Genomic DNA, 17415 nt, shown 5'->3' with positions numbered 1-17415 from the left:
CTCGTGGATAACTTGTAAATTGAAGTATTACATTTCTATGCTTATCTGTGTAGGAAATTGACCACTATTTTCGTCCTCCATCCAGCAAAAAACGACAAGCTCGCGTAATCCTTTGTTATAATGGGGCTAGAGCGGAAGATTAGTGCGGAAATATGGAAGGGGAAAAAGCATCGTGGCCGTTAAGCGGGAGGAAGAACTGTACAAGCCTATTAAACAATACTACGAACGGCTCGGGTATGAGGTGAAGAGCGAGGTGCTTCATTGCGATCTCGTAGCGATCCACCCCGAGCATGAGGAGCCTATTATTGTAGAAATGAAAAAAACGTTCAATCTTGCATTGCTGCTGCAAGGCGTTGAACGTCTGCGATTAAACGGACAGGTTGTCCTGGCAATTGAACGCAACCGTAAAAAGAGCGGCGCGCATAACCAGCGTTATGGCGACTTGACGGAGCTATGCCGAATGCTTGGCCTCGGGCTTATGACGGTCACCTTCTATAAGACGAAGCCGGCCGTCATTGAGCTGTTATGCGAGCCGGGCGAGCCCCCGCAGCGAGGCATGCGCCGCCGGAAGCAGGCGAAGCTGCTGCAAGAATTCCGCGAGCGCAGCGGCGACTACAACGTTGGCGGCAGCACCGGCCGCAAGCTCGTCACCGCCTACCGCGAGAAGGCGCTTCGCTGCGCATGGGCGCTGCGCGAGGAGGGAGAGCTGGCGCCGCGCGAGGTTGCGGCGATCACGGGCAATAGCCGCAGCGGCGACACGCTGCGGCATAATTATTATGGCTGGTTCGAGCGAGTCGGACGCGGCAAATATAAGCTTCGCCCAGTGGGCGTGGCCGCATTGGAGCAATACCGCGAAGTGATCGCTGAATGGTCCAAGGCAGCCGCTGGAGCTGCTTCGTCAGATGGCCGCAAGTTCTAGCTAGCTGCGTGCCGTGAACTCTCCGATCGCTTCAACTAAACGCGCCACGCCTTGCTCGGTACGCGCCCCTTTGTTATGGGTGAAATTAAGCCGGGCTGTATTGCGCAACGGATTGTCCGCATAGAACGAGCTGCCCGGCACGAACGCTACCCCTTTGCGGACAGCTGCTTTGAGCAACGCTTCCGCATCGAGTGCTTCGGGCAGCTTCATCCACAAGAACATGCCGCCTTTTGGCTTGACCCATGTCACATCAGGAATCGCCGCACGCTCCAGCAGCCGATTCATCTCCAGCATCCGCTCTCCGTAGGAATCGGAAATAAGCTTAATATGCGCATCAAGGTCGAAGAAGCCGAGAAGTTGGCTCAAGATTTGCTGATCCAAGGAGCTTGATTGAATGTCCGCCGCTTGCTTCGCAACCGCCATCATCCGAATAACCTTGCTGTCCCCTATCGCCCATCCCGTACGTAATGCCGGAGCGACCGTCTTCGAGAAGGTGCTCGTATAAATGACATTTCCCTTCTCGACTTTGCCATCTAAGGCGAACAGTGTCGGAATCGGCTCTTTGCTGTCGAATGCGATATCGCCATAAGGATCGTCTTCAATGATTGGAATGTTATTCGATTGACAGAGAGCGAGCAGCTTCTTCCTGCGCTCCACACTCCATACATTGCCTGTCGGATTGCCGAAAGTCGGCACGGCATACAGCAGCTTCGGACGATGCAATTTGATAAGCCGCTCTGCCGATTCCGGAATCATGCCCTGCTCATCGCTATCCACGGACACAACCTTTAGCCCATGCAACGAGAATACTTGCAGACATGCAAGATAGGTAGGTTTCTCTACCAATACGGTATCGCCAGGTTCGGTCAACACTTCGACTAGCAGGTCAATCGCTTGCTGCGAGCCCGTCGTGACTAACATTTGATCAGGATTCACGAACATCTTTTTATCGGCCATTCTGCGGCATAACTGCTCGCGAAGCGGCAGATATCCTTCCGTCAAGCCGTACTGGAGCGCGCCTGCGCCTGAACGGAATACTCGCTGAGCCGCTTCACTGACAGCTTCTACCGGAAACAGTTCTTCAGCAGGAAGCCCCCCGGCAAATGAAATCATGTCCGTCCCCTGCGTAAGCTTCAAAATATCTCGCACCGCTGAAGATTTAAGCTGTGATACCTGTGACGAGAAACGATATTCCATTTCAATTGCCCCTCTCCCTATCGATATAACTTTTTTCACACGATCTATTCTTATGTTAACAATGTGTTCACAACTTTTAAAGTTTTCTTTTTGCTGTTCGTTGGTTATAATATAAGAAGCCAATTGGAGGTGCAATGCACATGAACTTTCTTATTGTTATGACCGTGTTTGCGTTGTTCATTACGGCGATGCTGACAAGCTCCTATAATGACGACAAAACCAAAGGCCTGTAAGCTAATGCCGTCCTATGACGGCCAAAGCAAAAAAGCTTCTCGATGAGCATTGCTCACACGAGAAGCTTTTTTTGTTATTGTCTTCATTGGACAGCTGGCAATTAACGACGAAGCTGTGCCATTTCCTCTATGCATACTCCGCATAAATAACGATCCTTGAAATCTCTAACCTCATTCATGGAGCCGCAAAATACGCATTTTGGCCTATAACGTTCCAATATGATATGGTCTCCTTGTACGAAAATCTCTACAGGATCGCCCTCGTTCATCAGATAACGTTTACGTAACGATTTTGGAAGCACAATACGGCCAAGCTGATCAACTTTCCTTACCACTCCTGCTGGTTTCATCATTTCACCTCTTCTGTGTCTTTATTCGCAAGTCCTAACCTGAGAAACCTATGCATTATAGTGTTTCGATGGTGATTCAGCATTTCCTTCCTATATTCATTATTTCTTAATATTCTGCAACAAATATAGTAGGAAGCCACTTCAATGTGCGTTTTTTCTTTCATTTAGCAGCTTAATTCAGTCCCTCGAAGCCTGTCTGCCTAAGCGCTTCGTATACGACAATAGCGGCAGAATTGGACAAATTCAGCGAACGAACCTTATCCGTCATCGGCATTCGTATGCAGGTGTCGAGATTCGCATCGATAAGTTGCTGCGGCAGTCCTTTCGTTTCTTTGCCGAACACGAAGAAATCTCCATCCCGATATTCGAAATCCGAATAAGGCTTCGATGCTCGCGTGCTGGCATAGAAGAACCGTCCCTCTGGATAAAGGGCCAGCACTTCATCGAACGAATCGTGATATTCGATATGGACGGAATGCCAATAGTCAAGCCCTGCCCGCTTCAACGTACGGTCATCCGTATCGAAGCCAAGCGGCCTGACAAGATGCAAATGCGTACCTGTGGCCGCGCATGTGCGCGAAATATTGCCTGTGTTTGCCGGAATCTCCGGCTCTACCAATACGATATGAAACGGCATTTCTGTAAATCCCACCTCTCTAAACGCTAATTATACACCAAATTTCTTTCCATTTTTACATCCATTTTACGTACAGGTAATCTTCCGCGAAATTTCCGCCTTTATAATAAACTTATTATTAGGAGGCAAAGGAGAAATGTAACGATGCGAAAAAAAATATTGGTCGTCGATGACGAACCTTCTATCGCCATGTTAATCGAATTTAATCTAAAGCTCTCGGGCTACGATGTCCGTTGCGTAAGCGATGGCGAAGCCGTATTCGACATGCTCCGGCCATTCCGTCCCGACCTGATTGTCCTTGATTTGATGCTGCCTAAGATGGACGGCATTCAAGTGTGCAGAGAGCTTCGCAAGCAGAACAACGCTGTGCCTGTCATTATGTTGACCGCGCTGCAAGATGTTACGGATAAAATAGCGGGTCTCGATAACGGTGCTGATGATTATATGACGAAGCCGTTCAGTCCGCAAGAGCTCGTCTCCCGAATCCAAGCCGTATTTCGCCGGATCCAATCGAATCCTGGCACCTCTGATAATACGAGCTATGATATAGGCAGGTTGAACGTTCGCGCCGAGCAGCGCGAGGTTTACTTTGAAGGCAAACTAATTGAACTGACGCCGAAGGAATTCGAGCTTTTGCTCTTCCTTTGCAAGCACAAAGGCAAAGTGCTTAGCCGCCAGCAGCTGCTGCATGGAGTCTGGGATTATCACTTCCTCGGCGATACGCGTATCGTTGATGTTCACATTAGCCATCTGCGCGATAAGATCGAGAAGAATGCCCGGACGCCGGAATATATTATGACCGTTCGCAACGTCGGCTACAAGCTGCTAGAGCCCGCTGTGCCCGAATCGTCATTCGCTTAAGCCTTCGCCTTAGCAAAGAAGAAGCGCCATCTCCTCCTGTTGGGAAGGGATGGCGCTTTCGTTATTTACTGCTTGGCTAACTAATGCTTAACCGTTGCGCTTTTGGAAATCAGCCATGAACTGAGCAAGCGCTTGGCAGCTCTCAAGCGGAACGGCGTTGTACGTCGATGCGCGTAGACCGCCAACATCGCGATGTCCCTTGAGACCAACGAAGCCTTCCTTCTCCGATTCCTTGATGAATTGCTTCTCCAGCTCTTCGCTGTGAATACGGAACGTAATATTCATAAGCGAACGGCTTTGCGGCTGTGCACAGCCGATGTAGAAGCCGCCGCTTTGATCGATCTTGTCGTAGATCAGCTTTGTTTTGTCGCGGTTGAACTGATCCATCTGTGCGATGCCGCCTTTGCCTTTGATCCAGTTAAGCACGAGGCTTACCATGTATACGGCGAAGGATGGCGGTGTATTGTATAGCGAGTTGTTCGATGCATGCGTGCTGTATCGGAACATCGTCGGGATTGTTGCAGGACTTTCCGCAATCAAATCATCGCGCGCGATAACGACTGTTACGCCTGAAGGACCAAGGTTTTTTTGAGCACCGGCATAAATAAGACCGAACTTGTTGACGTCTACCGGACGACTTAGAATATCACTGGACATATCGGCGATAAGAGGCACATTGCCTGTCGACGGGAAATCGAAGAACTGCGTTCCGCCGATTGTTTCATTCGACGTTACATGAAGATACGCCGCATTGTCCGGAATAATAATTTCATCTGCCGTCGGCATACGCATATATTTATCAGCTTCTGTCGATGCGGCGATAACCGTCTCACCGACAAGCTTCGCCTCCTTGATCGCTTTGTCAGCCCATGCGCCAGTCTTCACATATGCGCCAGGACGTCCAGGACGAACGAGATTAAGCGGGATCATAGCGAACTGCGTGCTTGCTCCGCCTTGTACGAATAAAATACGGTAGTTGTCAGGAACGCCGTACAGCTCGCGAAGAAGCGATTGCGCCTCGTTGTTCACTTGCTCATAAAGCGCGCTTCGGTGCGACATCTCCATAATGGACATACCCGCTCCTTGATAATCGACGAACTGCTCTTGTGCTTGTTGAAGCACTTCAAGAGGTATAGCGGCTGGTCCTGCGTTAAAATTAAATGCTCTTGTCATTTCCGATAGCCCACCTTTGATTCTTTATCATGATAAGGACATGATAGCAATTTTGAACGTTCGCATCAAGTGCTTTCCGCGTATTTGCACTACAAAAGTCGAACGTATTGACATTAAATTGTCGAAAACATTCGGATTTTGCGTTTTATGCTAAATACGAATTACGACGAGCCCTTGTTTATATCGCCACAGTTGGACAATATAAAAACGAGTCCCTTGCGGGACTCGTTCGTATGGTGATGCTAAGGAATTAGCAATCGTAGTAAAGGCTGAATTCGTGCGGGTGAATACGGATTGCAACAGCTTTCGCTTCAGCGCGCTTGATTGCAACGTAGTTATCGATGAATTCTTGCGTGAATACGCCGCCTTCAGTCAAGAATGCGGAATCCGCTTCAAGTGCGTTAAGCGCTTCGTCAAGTGTTCCAGGAACACTGCGGATTTCTTTCTTCTCTTCTTCTGGCAATTCATAGATGTTTTTGTCGAATGGACCGTAGCCAAGAGCAACAGGATCAAGCTTACGCTTAATGCCGTCCAGACCAGCAAGCAGCATAGCAGCGAATGCAAGGTAAGGGTTAGCTGTGTTGTCCGGTGTACGGAACTCGATGCGACAACCTTTAGGCGTTACAGCTGCGATAGGAATACGGATCGCTGCGGAACGGTTGCCTTTCGAGAATACAAGGTTAACCGGTGCTTCGTAACCAGGCACAAGACGTTTGAACGAGTTCGTGCTTGGGTTCGTAATTGCGATAAGAGCCGGAGCGTGGTAAAGTACGCCGCCGATGTAGTGCATAGCAAGTTCACTCAGGTTAGCGTAAGCGCCTTTGTCGTAGAACAACGGGGAATCACCGTTGAAGATCGACGTATGAACGTGCATACCGCTACCGTTGTCGCCGAACAATGGCTTCGGCATGAAAGTAACCGTTTTGCCGTATTGGCGAGCTGTGTTGTGAATGATGTATTTGAATTTCATCAGGTTGTCAGCTGTTTTTGTAAGGGTGTCGAAACGGAAGTTGATTTCCGCTTGACCAGCTGTAGCAACTTCATGGTGATGACGCTCTACGCGAAGGCCGGATTCTTGCAACAAGCGAACCATTTCGCTACGGATGTCTTGTTGGGAGTCAACTGGAGCTACTGGAACATAGCCGCCTTTTACTGGAATTTTCGAGCCAAGGTTGCCGCCGTCTTCTTTGCGGTTCGTATTCCAGCCAGCTTCCTCGGATTCAACCATATACGAAGACGAATTCATTGTGCTTTCATAGCGAACTTCGTCAAAAATGAAAAATTCAGGTTCTGGTGCGAAGAATGCAGTCGTACCAATGCCAGTCGTTTGAAGATATTCTTCAGCCTTTTGAGCGATGCTGCGCGGATCGCGGTCATAGCGCTCGCCCTCTGGCGTATAGATGTTACACATAACGTTTAATGTAGGGTGATCTGTGAAAGGATCGATAAATACGGATTCCGTATCTGGCATCATTACCATATCGGAATTTTCAATACCGCGGAAACCGTGGATCGAAGAACCGTCAAATGCTACACCGTTAACGAAAGTATCAGCGTCTACCTCAGTTGCAGGAAGAGTGATGTGGTGAGCGCGACCCAGAAGATCTGCGAAGCGGAAATCGACAAACTGAATGCTGTTTTCTTTAATATTGTCCAAAACATTTTGAACTGACATGAATAATTTCCTCCATTTCCGAACATTAGCGTTGTGTTGAACAAGTATTGTTCAATAATTGCTCCAAACCATGACGTTATTATAAAACTACGGTTTCACCTCCGTCAATAGCTATGTAAGGTATTTTTTATCGCGATGTTAGGTATACTTACAAGTTTGAACAGATGTTCACAATTCCTCCTTAACCCACCACAGCAAAAACCGCGCCACCCTTACTGCAGTAAGGGCGGCGCGGTGATTTAGACTATGTTAAATTTTCCATTCCTTGAATGCTTCAGCAGGCGCTTTCGGCGTATCGAACTGTTTGCCTACTAGAGGAGCGAGCTGTTCCAATTGCTTCAGCAAGTTGGCGAATTGATCCGGGAATAAGGATTGTACGCCGTCGCCAGTCATAGAATTATCAGGATCTGTATGCATCTCTACGATAAGTCCGTTGGCCCCAGCAGCTACCGAAGCCTTCGACATCGGCTCTACCAATTCGCGACGGCCCGTACCGTGACTTGGATCTGATATAACAGGCAAGTGGCTGAGAGATTGCAGCACCGGAATGGCAGATAGGTCAAGCGTGTTCCGCGTGTAAGTTTCGAACGTTCGGATTCCTCGTTCGCACAGCATAACATTCGGATTGCCGCCGGCTAGAATGTATTCCGCTGCATTCAGGAACTCGTCATAAGTAGAACTGAAGCCTCTCTTCAGCAGCACCGGAGTCTGGATCGTACCAAGCTTCCGAAGCAGGTCGAAGTTCTGCATATTCCTTGTGCCTACTTGGAGAATGTCAGCGTACTCCGCGCATACATCGACGTACTCCGGCGTCATTACCTCTGTAATCGTCAGCAAGCCGTGTTTCTTGCCTGCCTCGGCCATCATAACTAAACCTTCCACTCCTACGCCCTGGAAGCTGTAAGGACCGGTACGAGGCTTGAATGCGCCTCCGCGAAGCACCTGACCGCCTGCCGCTTTAACAAGGCGAGCAATCTCGTCGATCTGTTCTGGAGATTCCACAGCGCACGGTCCGCCCATAATAACGAGGTTGCTGCCGCCGATCTTTACGCCTTTGATGTCGATGACTGTATCGTCCGGATGGAAGTCACGGCTAGCCAGCTTATATGACTTTGAAATTTTGATCACATTCTCTACACCTTTCATTTGGCGCAGGTGCTCAGCAAGCGTTGGCTCTGCCTTGCCGATAATGCCAATTACTGTGCGGTCCGTCCCAATCGATACATGCGCTTGTACGCCTGCTTTCTCAATGTGGGCTACGATTTCGTTAATGCGTTCTTCGGAAATTTGCGGATTAGTAATGACGATCATCTTGAATCACTCCTATTATTTTATATGATTTTTCCTTGGTCACATCTTCATCATTCACACTGCAACGCTTATACGCTTTTAAGCTTATACGCTGTGAAGCTTCTACGCTTTTAATCGCTAAAGTAAATATACAAGAAATAACCGTATCCGTCAACCCGTTTTTTCTGTGGCTGAGTTTACTGCCGTTGCCTAATCAACAATTGCAGGCTACAGCAGAAATAGGCCGGTACCGCTTTGCTTCAAATCTGAAGCCCGCAGCATCGACCTAATTTCCTCTTAGTTAACGTGCCCTGTTACTCGGCAGCGCTAGCGCTCTTAATCTTAATGTTCGGAAGCAGCTTATTCATATTAACCGTACGCTTAATCTCCCATGTGTCGGGATTGTTATCGTCGTACTGCTCCAAGTAAGCAATAACCTCTTTCGTTAACGGCGTCGGCGTAGATGCGCCGGAAGTGACGGCTACTCGTTCAATACCGATCAGCCACTCTCGCTCAATCTCTGATACATCAGCTACCCGGTACGCCTTCACTCCCGCAATTTCCTCAGATACCTGCGCTAAGCGGTTCGAGTTGTTGCTACGGGGGTCGCCAACGACGATGCAGAGCTGAGCCGTGCCCGCTTGACCTGCAACGGCTTCTTGCCGCACTTGGGTAGCAAGGCAAATCTCGTTATGAACCTCAGCAGTGGGAAACTTCTCCGATAGCTTCTGAATAATATGCCGAATATCCCACTGGGACATCGTTGTTTGATTCGTAATGATGAGACGCCCTTCAGGCACTTGAAGAGAATCGATCTCTTCTTCCTTCTCGATCAGATGCACCATATCCGGCGCAACGCCGATGGCGCCTTCCGGCTCGGGATGACCTTTCTTCCCGATATAAATAATATGATAACCTTCAGCCGTCTTCTCGCGGATCAGGTCGTGCGTCTTCGTTACGTCAGGACAGGTCGCGTCAACGACGGACAACCCCTTATCACGGGCTCGCTTGCGCACCTCAGGAGATACGCCATGAGCCGTGAAAATAACAGTTCCCTCTTCGATCTGATCCAATATTTCCAAACGATTCGCCCCGTCAAGCGTAATAACGCCCTCCTGCTCGAACGCTTCCGTTACATGAGCGTTATGAACAATCATGCCAAGAATATAGATTGGCCGCGGCAATTCAAGGTTCTTCGCCGTTTGCAAGGCAAGCACCATCGCATCGACAACACCGTAGCAGTAACCGCGCGGCGATATTTTGACAATTTCCATCTATTGCACCTGCTTTCTTACCGGATACGCCCTATTATAACTACTCGATTAAATGATCCGTTCCTTCTATTATAGTCGAAGGAGCGTTCCCGGAAAAGACTACTGGCAGCCATATTGTAAACTTCGTCCCTTCGCCCTCGCGCGTCGTCACTTCCACCGACCCCTGATGCTCGTCGATAATCCACTTGGCGATTGATAATCCAAGCCCCGTTCCCACCGTAACGCCGCGTGATTCGTCAGCGCGATAGAACCGATCGAAAATATGCGGGATCTCGTCGGGATTCATGCCAATGCCTGAATCCTCAACCGTAATGCCGATTTGTCCATTGCCTCGCAATGCGCCAAGCTCGATATGACCGCGCTCCGTATACTTAAAGGCATTCTCGATAAATATGAACAACAGCTGCTGCAAATAATCATGATTACCCTTGACATATACGCCGTTCAGAGCGGATAGATCGCCAATTATCCACTCCGCTTTCCGCGGAAGCAGCTGAGCTCTCCGAGCGACCTCTTCCGCGATAGGGAGCAGCGCCAGATGTTCCTTTTCCATGACATAACCGGCATCCGCTCTCGCAAGCGCAAGCAAATCGTTGACCAACGTGCTCATTCGCTTCGCTTCCGCCGATATATCGCTCATCGCTTCCCGCGACATATCCCAATGCTCCATATCGAACGGCAGCCAATCTCCGCTTCCCTTCTCAGGGTTCGTTTCCTTAATGCGAGTCCACATCCGCTCCAGCAGATCGATATTGCCGCGAATGGTCGTGAGCGGCGTACGAAGCTCATGCGACGCATCCGATACGAACCTGCGCTGCGCCTTATATGACTCATCGAGCTCATTGTAGGCAAGCTCCATTCTGGATAACATCATATTGAGCGTATGAACGAGCCTTCCAATCTCATCATTGGATTCGGCTGCCGGTATCCGCATATTCAACTCCGAGCCTTTCTCGATTTGCTCCGTCGCCCGAATAACGCGTTCAATTGGGCGGAGCGCCTGGCGCGCGATGAACAAGCCGCCTGTGAAGGCTATAAGGATGACGAACAGAGAGGAGAAAATAAGGATCGTCCGAAGTCCCCTCAAAAAATCCTCTTCATTATTGGAAAATACAGCGAGCTGCAAAATGCCGATTAATGTGCCATCCTCAAGCTCAATCGGGCGTTGGTAGGTAAGCATATCGAATTTGTCGTTATTTATTGTGACTTTAACTTTGCGAAAACCTTCCTTTGGATCCTTGTCTGCCTCTGGATAAGGAATAATCGTACCATATTGTCTTAGCTGATCCTCTTGTCTTACAACACCGTCTTTATAACTCACTATCTGCATATAAATTTTTTTTTGTTCTGGTCCTCTGCCAATACGGGCGATTTGGAAGTTCCATTCATTTTCATCCAGAAAGTTTACCGTTGGCTGTACGAATATCGTACTGTTTTGCGCCTTAAGCTGTTCCTTGGCCTCTGCGTACGTATTCCAGTTGACGAATAAATAAACGACTAGCCCTACGGCGATAAGCGTCCCGGCAAGCAAGCCGGAATACCAAAGCGTAAGGCGAAGACGGATTGACATAGCGCTTAACCTGCCTCTCCTCGCAACACATAGCCAGTACCGCGTACCGTTTGTATAAGCCTGCTTCCTCCGCCCTCTTCAACCTTTTGGCGGAGCATTGCAATATATACTTCAAGCACATTCGATTCGCCGCTGAAGTCATAGCCCCATATTTTTTCCATGATGGAGTCACGGGTCAGCACTCGGCGCGGATTCTGCATGAAGAATAGCAATAGATCATACTCCTTGCTCGTCAGCTCGATGCGGCGGCTAGCGCGAATGGCTTCTCTAGCGTCCATATCAAGCGCAAGATCCTCATAGATCAATTGGCTGGTTTGTTCCTCTAGCTTGTCCGACTTGCGGCGCAGCAGCGCGCGGACGCGGGCGAGCAGCTCCTCCAGCGCGAACGGCTTAACTAAATAATCGTCTGCGCCAAGATCGAGCCCTCTTACGCGATCATTAATATCGTCCTTCGCCGTGAGCATGAGAATCGGCACGGTGCTGCCGCCCTCGCGAACCCTCCTGCACACTTCCCAACCGTCGATTTGCGGCATCATGACATCCAATATAAGCAGATCAGGGTCTGCTCCAAGCAAAGCCTTTAACCCTTCCGCCCCATTGGACGCGGTAGTGACCTCATATCCCTCGAATGCCAAGCTTCTGCGCAATAACGAAATGATTTTGTCATCATCATCTACGACTACAATATGTTGTCTCATACGTATTCTCCTTTTTCTCCTTGCAGCAAAAAGCGCAGAGTGTGTATGGCTCTGCGCTCTTATTTGCGATGCTCGCTTACTCTGTAACGAATTTATTTTTGTCGCCGATGACGACCTCGACATTTTGCTCTTTGCCTTGGCGGATAATATTCAGTTCCACTTTGTCGTCAACTTTGTGCTTCTTAATCGCCTCGATTAACGATTGCGTATTGCTGTATTTCTTGCCATCGATTCCCACGATAACGTCATACTGTTGGATGCCGCCCAAATGTGCAGGCGATTTGTAGTACACGTTGCGTACGATTGATCCTTCAGCCTTGCTCAGTCCAAGTTGCTTCGCGATCTCTTCTGTCACATCGGATAGCTCCGCTCCGATGAACGGAATAGCTTCCTTCGGAATTTCTACATTGCTCTTAAGACTATCAAGCACCTCTTGGATCGTACTTGTCGGAATGGCAAAGCCGATGCCTTGTGCTTGCGAACTAACAGCTGTATTGATACCTACGACTTCGCCGTTCAGATTGAGCAGCGGGCCTCCAGAGTTACCTGGGTTAATCGAAGCGTCAGTCTGCAGCAAATGCTCATAGTTGCGCTCGCCTTGCGTATCTTGAATATCGATCGGACGTTCCTTCGCGCTTAGCACGCCGACGGTTACGGTATGATCGAAGCCGTACGGATTGCCGATCGCAACGACGGTGTCGCCGATATTAATGTTATCTGAGCTGCCCAGCGGCAAGGTCGGGAATTCCTTTTCTCCTGTCACTTTAAGCACAGCAAGGTCTAATTCATAACTTGATCCTAGCAGCTCAGCCGTGAACGGCTTATCATAGCCTTGCACGATGACCTCGATTTTGTCAGATTCACCGACAACATGCTGGTTCGTAAGAATATAACCGGACTTGTCGAAGAAGAAGCCTGTTCCGATGCCCGTCTGCTGCATTTGATCATCATTGCCTTGCTCTGGCTGCTGCTGCGAGTCAGGGAAGTCATTGCCGAAGAACTGGCGGAAGAAGGAATCATCCAGCATGCTGCCGCCGTTGCCGGTCGATACGTTCGTGAACGTCTCGATCTTCACGACTGCTGGACTTGCCGTTTCGAACAGACCGGCAATATCATCCGTCCGAGCAGCTGCCGTTGAGGCTGAACCGCCTGCCGTGCTGCCCGCTCCGGCTTGTGTGCCGCTGCCCGTCGATTCTTTCACGGTTGCTTGCACTTGATCCGCCGTGAACCAGTTGCGCGTGTCTGCCGTCCACATCAGACCGCCTACGAGAACGACACCAGCAAGGAACGAGGCGAACATCGCTTTGAAAGAGGTGCGCTTCGGCTCTCTGACCGTCCAAGGACCTTTGCCCCCAGGGCTAACCGGCGTGAATGGACGAATTTGTTGCTGTACGGGCTGAGGTGCATTAACGTTATCGTCTGCATCGGAAGTTTCGTAAGTCGTATCATTAGCATCAGCATTAGTAGTCTGCAATGAATTTGCCTGTAGTTGCTCCGGCTGCGGCTGCGATCCAGCCGATTGATAACGATTCGGCTGCGAGGAATCGGATTGAGCGCCGGCTTTGAATGGTCCATATGAATAATAGTAGGAAGGCTTAGCTGTCTGTTCAGGAAGGTCCGAAGCTATCGGCTCCGCTTCATACTGCTCCTGCTCATTTGTTCCGCTTGCGTCTTGCTGCTCCTCATTATGATCGCGAAAAAACTCATCATAGCCTTTTTTGTTGTTTTGATCGTCCATCGTGTTAAGCCTCCTTGAAGGATATCGTTCATGCCTCTACTCTCGTATTCCGTGAGAGGCGAGCTCGTTTGATTAGTTCTATCATGCACATTCTACCTTAAAACAAACTTAAAAGGAATTTAAACAGAAATAAAAAAAACTCCCATCGGAGTTATTTCGAGACTGACGAATAACTGGAATTTCTCTTAACAGGAGAAGTTCCAGTTATTTCATTCATCTCAATTCAACAATTAAAATAACCCCTCAACCTCGGTTATCGCCTGCTTCGCGCGCGTAATCCAACGATCCTCGACCGGTGCATCGGGATTAGAGGGTGATTGGAACTGATCGAACATTGCGCCAAAGGTTCTTATTGAAGCTTCGGGATCATTGCCCTCTTGATAAATATGCTTAAGCACATACGGCTTGCCAAGTCTAATCGTTGCATCGTTCTCCGTTGTCTCGCTATCGATATAGCCGGTTACGACATCAAACGGAATACGAAGCCATACTTTATGGGATTCATCCAGCGCTCGGTCGAAGGAGCCGTTGCTATACTCCCAGTTGCCTCCCAAAGTAAATTGATGCTGCTCAAGCACCGCTCTGGCTTCATTGAAGTTCTGTTCGATGGACTCTAGCGATGATGAAATAAATTTCATGACAGTCTACTCCTTTTCGCTTGCGCTTACGCCCGTATTCGCATTCGCTGCTTACTGAACGTACGTTAAAAGGTAGTATAACCGCCTCGTGCCATATTATGTGCGCTTCGCCCAGCCTTTGCGATGCGCAAGCACCGCAAGCTGCGTACGATCCTCTAGCTCGCATTTCATCAATAGATTGCTGACATGCGTCTTGACCGTTTTGATACTAATATGAAGCTCCTCGGCAATCTCCTTATTGGATTGACCGTCGGCAATGAGCAGCAGCACTTCCTTCTCACGCTCCGTAAGGCCTTCGTCGCCGGATTGCGCCGTCCGTTGACGCAAGCCTCTCGTCAGCGCCTGCGAGACGTCCGCGGTCATAACCGGCATTCCTTTGAATGCGGCGCCGAGCGCATAGATCAGCTCTTCGGACGATACCGTCTTCAGCACATAGCTGGTCGCTCCCGCCTCGATCGCCCCGTAGACTTTGTCATCCTCCAGGAAACTTGTGAGCATCACAATCTTTATATTCGGATATTTAGCCAATACAGCTCTCGTCGTCTCGATCCCGTCCATTCCCGGCATCATTAAATCCATCAGGATCATGTCAGGCAACGTCTCCTGCGATCTGTTGCCAAGCACATTCAGCGCTTCTTGCCCGCTTCCCGCTTCGGCAATGACTTCAAACTTCGGCTCAAGCATCAGATAAGTCCGCAGCCCTGTCCTAACCATATCGTGATCGTCAACGATCATCATCTTAATCGTATCCGTTACGCTCATTTCCTGTTCTCTCCCCGCCATATCGTTGGTATTGTCACTTTCACTCTCGTGCCGCTGCCAGGTTTACTCAGTATTTCCGTCTTGCCGCCAAGCTTCTGCGCCCGCTCCTGCATCGTCGTTAGGCCGTAGGAACCGCGCTTTACGTCGCTAACCTTGAAGCCTTCCCCGTCATCCTGCAAGCTCATGACGACTTGCCGTTCCGTATCCGCAAGCGTTAGCGTACATTGACTTGCTCTCGCATGCTTCACTACATTCGCAATCGCTTCCTGAATAATAAGGAATAGCTGATGCTCCTTCGCTTCGGACAGCTCGCCCATCAACCGCCATTCCAGCACACCTTGCAAATTGTTTTGCCGGCAATAATCGGGAAACCATTTGTTAAGCGCCTCATGCAGCGTTTGGCCTTCCAGCTCCATCGGCCTTAGCTGGGCAATGAAGTTGCGCATCTGCTTCTGTGCCGTGTTCGACATTTGGACAAGCTGCTCCATAACCGAATCCGCACGCTCACGGTCAACCTGCTGCAGCTTAGGCAGCGACGAGGCGCACATATGAATAGCGAACAGTTGTTGGCTAACCGTATCATGCAAGTCTCTCGCAAGCCGCTTCCGCTCTTCGAGAACAGCGGCCTCATTCGAAAGCGCCCCCTCCATGATCTGCTCCTCGCCTACCATCTGAATCCATTTCATCTTCTCTTCCATCTGTTCCGCAAGCGCATTGAATTCGCGATACAGCTCATTGAACGAGACGTGGCCGAACTCCGTAATTCGAACACTGTAATTGCCGTTAGCCGCCTGCTTGAACGACAGATGAAGCGTATCGATCCGTCTCTGAATGCGCTGTGCCGCCCAGTAGCCGAAGACGACGCTGACAAGCAGGAAGACGGAGGCCGCCCCGAGGCGAACTTCCGTCATTGGTGTCTCATTCTTCAATCCGCTCCATGTAACAGCGGCGAGTACGAACGAAACGACCGAAGCTGCCACGAACATCGCGATCAGCTCCCACTTGCCGCTTCGAAGGAAACGTACCATCATCCCCGTTACCCCACCTTCGTAACACGCACATCGCCGATAAAGGTGCTGACGATCAGCTTGATTTTTTTATCCGAATCGCTGTAAGAAGGGGATTGAATGTTGATATGCTTGAACATGCCGCCCTCTTTCCGATCCAATATCTTTACATCGCCGATGAACGAGCTTGTCAGCACCTGTACGCCAATCTCGTAGTCGTTCGGCACGAACACCTTCACATCGCCGATAAACGATGAAATATGGATTCTCGTTTCTCCGACCGCCACTTGCGCCTTCGTCAGATCGAGAATGGTATCTCCGATGAAGTGCGACACGTTAAGCGGCTTAAGCTCCCAGTAGTCTTGCCCGATATGAATATCGCCGATAAAACCGGATCTGCTCTGCACGCCCTTATCGCCATGATTCCACCATTCCACATGCTCCATATGGTGGCCATGCTTCATGTGATGCTTCCATTCTTTGTAGGCACGATGCTGCTGATGATGGGTCCAGTGCTTACTATGCTTTTTGACTGGCGGATCCTCTACCCCGTAATCTGCGCCCGGCGAGAACGTCCAGCTTCCTGAACGATCGTCAGGCTTCACCAGCTCCGGATTAGCTTCCTTCTTTAGGTTCGGTCCTTTTAATGGGTCCGGATGAAGTGGCGGCGCCGGAGGCACGTCTTCATCACTTGAGAAAGGATACTGCTCCCAATCGTCAGAAGGCGGATCATAATTGCGTCTCGGCCTCCAAAGCATCTTAAAGCCTACTACGATAATAATAATCGGCCATAAATAAGGAATAATATCTCCAAGCGACCAGTCGAACCATTCGAGGTTGCGTCCCAAGAAGACGAATCCGACGATGAGCACAATGCCGTTCCACCAGCCAGACCCTCTGATTAATCCGTGTAAGCCAGTATAAATAATGATAACCGGCCAATACGTTGAGAACACTTCGCCGAAATCAAAGCTTACATGTCCCATCTGTCGCAACAAAAACATGATGCCTATCGCTATGATGACGACCCCGGTTAACAATCGCCCGAAAAAATTTCCGTTCATCCCTATCCAACTCCTTCAAGACTGCGCCTTTGAATGTGATAGCTCTAGTATAACGGACGACATGGCATTATAAAAAGGGACGGCCGATTGAAATGTGAATCGGTCTAGAGACTGAGATTACTTACGACTTGTCGATCAAAACCGGCTTTTTTCTACCTATCACGCCAAAAATAGCTGACATGCGTTACAAAACATAACGCAAGGACGTTGACATAGCTAACTCCTACTATTTATAATGATGAACGGATTAGGAGAAAGAGATAAGCGTTATCGGTTAATGCATCCTGGACGGCAATAGCTGCATATTCGCGAACCATACATGACATGAC

16 protein-coding genes are annotated in these 17415 nt (G+C 49.5%); 2 read left to right on the top strand and 14 right to left on the bottom strand.

Annotated features, from left to right (window positions below; all coding sequences use genetic code 11):
- Positions 1-172 precede the first annotated feature (172 nt).
- Positions 173-919, top strand: a complete 747-nt coding sequence (locus AC1DF0_RS11085; RefSeq protein ID WP_442050339.1) for a DUF2161 family putative PD-(D/E)XK-type phosphodiesterase — start codon at positions 173-175, stop codon at positions 917-919.
- On the opposite strand, the gene AC1DF0_RS11080 is transcribed toward AC1DF0_RS11085, so the two are convergent.
- From AC1DF0_RS11080 to trmL, 3 genes are all read right to left on the bottom strand, one after another.
- Entirely contained in the window at positions 920-2116 is a 1197-nt protein-coding gene (locus AC1DF0_RS11080; protein WP_442050338.1) for an aminotransferase-like domain-containing protein, read from the bottom strand.
- Positions 2117-2450: 334 nt separating this feature from the next.
- Positions 2451-2699, bottom strand: a complete 249-nt coding sequence (locus AC1DF0_RS11075; RefSeq protein WP_442050378.1) for an AbrB/MazE/SpoVT family DNA-binding domain-containing protein — start codon at positions 2697-2699, stop codon at positions 2451-2453.
- A 172-nt stretch (positions 2700-2871) separates the two neighbouring features.
- Entirely contained in the window at positions 2872-3336 is a 465-nt protein-coding gene (gene trmL, locus AC1DF0_RS11070) for a tRNA (uridine(34)/cytosine(34)/5-carboxymethylaminomethyluridine(34)-2'-O)-methyltransferase TrmL (protein ID WP_442050337.1), read from the bottom strand.
- A gap of 144 nt (positions 3337-3480) precedes the next feature.
- Here trmL and AC1DF0_RS11065 point away from each other — a divergent pair, with 144 nt between their 5' ends.
- On the top strand, positions 3481-4197 hold the full coding sequence (locus AC1DF0_RS11065; protein WP_337098013.1) for a response regulator transcription factor: 717 nt from the start codon (positions 3481-3483) through the stop codon (positions 4195-4197).
- Between the two features lie 87 nt (positions 4198-4284).
- On the opposite strand, the gene serC is transcribed toward AC1DF0_RS11065, so the two are convergent.
- The 11 genes from serC to liaF form a co-directional block, all read right to left on the bottom strand.
- On the bottom strand, positions 4285-5370 hold the full coding sequence (gene serC / locus AC1DF0_RS11060; protein WP_442050336.1) for a 3-phosphoserine/phosphohydroxythreonine transaminase: 1086 nt from the start codon (positions 5368-5370) through the stop codon (positions 4285-4287).
- 250 nt (positions 5371-5620) lie between these two features.
- Positions 5621-7045 carry a type I glutamate--ammonia ligase gene (gene glnA, locus AC1DF0_RS11055; protein ID WP_442050335.1) on the bottom strand — a complete coding sequence of 475 codons (1425 nt, stop codon included), beginning with the start codon at positions 7043-7045 and terminating at the stop codon, positions 5621-5623.
- Between the two features lie 249 nt (positions 7046-7294).
- Positions 7295-8356 carry a 3-deoxy-7-phosphoheptulonate synthase gene (gene aroF / locus AC1DF0_RS11050; protein WP_442050334.1) on the bottom strand — a complete coding sequence of 354 codons (1062 nt, stop codon included), beginning with the start codon at positions 8354-8356 and terminating at the stop codon, positions 7295-7297.
- Positions 8357-8649: 293 nt separating this feature from the next.
- Positions 8650-9609 carry a 4-hydroxy-3-methylbut-2-enyl diphosphate reductase gene (locus AC1DF0_RS11045; protein ID WP_477573942.1) on the bottom strand — a complete coding sequence of 320 codons (960 nt, stop codon included), beginning with the start codon at positions 9607-9609 and terminating at the stop codon, positions 8650-8652.
- 40 nt (positions 9610-9649) lie between these two features.
- Positions 9650-11179 carry a sensor histidine kinase gene (locus tag AC1DF0_RS11040; RefSeq protein ID WP_477573941.1) on the bottom strand — a complete coding sequence of 510 codons (1530 nt, stop codon included), beginning with the start codon at positions 11177-11179 and terminating at the stop codon, positions 9650-9652.
- A gap of 5 nt (positions 11180-11184) precedes the next feature.
- Complete coding sequence (locus AC1DF0_RS11035; RefSeq protein ID WP_442050331.1) at positions 11185-11877, bottom strand: response regulator transcription factor; 693 nt, start codon at positions 11875-11877, stop codon at positions 11185-11187.
- A 76-nt stretch (positions 11878-11953) separates the two neighbouring features.
- Complete coding sequence (locus tag AC1DF0_RS11030; protein ID WP_442050330.1) at positions 11954-13615, bottom strand: S1C family serine protease; 1662 nt, start codon at positions 13613-13615, stop codon at positions 11954-11956.
- A 230-nt stretch (positions 13616-13845) separates the two neighbouring features.
- Entirely contained in the window at positions 13846-14253 is a 408-nt protein-coding gene (locus AC1DF0_RS11025; protein ID WP_477573940.1) for a YugN family protein, read from the bottom strand.
- 96 nt (positions 14254-14349) lie between these two features.
- Positions 14350-15015 (bottom strand): response regulator, encoded by a 666-nt coding sequence (locus AC1DF0_RS11020; protein ID WP_442050328.1) that lies wholly within the window; start codon positions 15013-15015, stop codon positions 14350-14352.
- Complete coding sequence (locus AC1DF0_RS11015) at positions 15012-16046, bottom strand: sensor histidine kinase (RefSeq protein WP_442050327.1); 1035 nt, start codon at positions 16044-16046, stop codon at positions 15012-15014. The genes AC1DF0_RS11020 and AC1DF0_RS11015 overlap by 4 nt, the downstream gene beginning before the upstream one ends.
- A 5-nt stretch (positions 16047-16051) precedes the next feature.
- Positions 16052-17086, bottom strand: a complete 1035-nt coding sequence (liaF, locus tag AC1DF0_RS11010) for a cell wall-active antibiotics response protein LiaF (protein ID WP_477573939.1) — start codon at positions 17084-17086, stop codon at positions 16052-16054.
- Positions 17087-17415: the final 329 nt, after the last annotated feature.

The organism is Paenibacillus sp. 05T425, assembly GCF_056396205.1.
Note: the sequence above shows the minus strand (reverse complement) of the source record. Positions and strands in the feature narration are given on the sequence as shown.

What these genes read in the sequence shown, in the direction of transcription:
- AC1DF0_RS11080 (WP_442050338.1), bottom strand. Translation starts at nt 2,116, where the DNA reads ATGGAATATCGTTTCTCGTCACAGGTATCACAGCTTAAATCTTCAGCG.
- AC1DF0_RS11075 (WP_442050378.1), bottom strand. Translation starts at nt 2,699, where the DNA reads ATGAAACCAGCAGGAGTGGTAAGGAAAGTTGATCAGCTTGGCCGTATT.
- trmL (WP_442050337.1), bottom strand. Translation starts at nt 3,336, where the DNA reads ATGCCGTTTCATATCGTATTGGTAGAGCCGGAGATTCCGGCAAACACA.
- AC1DF0_RS11065 (WP_337098013.1), top strand. Translation starts at nt 3,481, where the DNA reads ATGCGAAAAAAAATATTGGTCGTCGATGACGAACCTTCTATCGCCATG.
- serC (WP_442050336.1), bottom strand. Translation starts at nt 5,370, where the DNA reads ATGACAAGAGCATTTAATTTTAACGCAGGACCAGCCGCTATACCTCTT.
- glnA (WP_442050335.1), bottom strand. Translation starts at nt 7,045, where the DNA reads ATGTCAGTTCAAAATGTTTTGGACAATATTAAAGAAAACAGCATTCAG.
- aroF (WP_442050334.1), bottom strand. Translation starts at nt 8,356, where the DNA reads ATGATCGTCATTACTAATCCGCAAATTTCCGAAGAACGCATTAACGAA.
- AC1DF0_RS11045 (WP_477573942.1), bottom strand. Translation starts at nt 9,609, where the DNA reads ATGGAAATTGTCAAAATATCGCCGCGCGGTTACTGCTACGGTGTTGTC.
- AC1DF0_RS11040 (WP_477573941.1), bottom strand. Translation starts at nt 11,179, where the DNA reads ATGTCAATCCGTCTTCGCCTTACGCTTTGGTATTCCGGCTTGCTTGCC.
- AC1DF0_RS11035 (WP_442050331.1), bottom strand. Translation starts at nt 11,877, where the DNA reads ATGAGACAACATATTGTAGTCGTAGATGATGATGACAAAATCATTTCG.
- AC1DF0_RS11030 (WP_442050330.1), bottom strand. Translation starts at nt 13,615, where the DNA reads ATGGACGATCAAAACAACAAAAAAGGCTATGATGAGTTTTTTCGCGAT.
- AC1DF0_RS11025 (WP_477573940.1), bottom strand. Translation starts at nt 14,253, where the DNA reads ATGAAATTTATTTCATCATCGCTAGAGTCCATCGAACAGAACTTCAAT.
- AC1DF0_RS11020 (WP_442050328.1), bottom strand. Translation starts at nt 15,015, where the DNA reads ATGAGCGTAACGGATACGATTAAGATGATGATCGTTGACGATCACGAT.
- AC1DF0_RS11015 (WP_442050327.1), bottom strand. Translation starts at nt 16,046, where the DNA reads ATGATGGTACGTTTCCTTCGAAGCGGCAAGTGGGAGCTGATCGCGATG.
- liaF (WP_477573939.1), bottom strand. Translation starts at nt 17,086, where the DNA reads ATGAACGGAAATTTTTTCGGGCGATTGTTAACCGGGGTCGTCATCATA.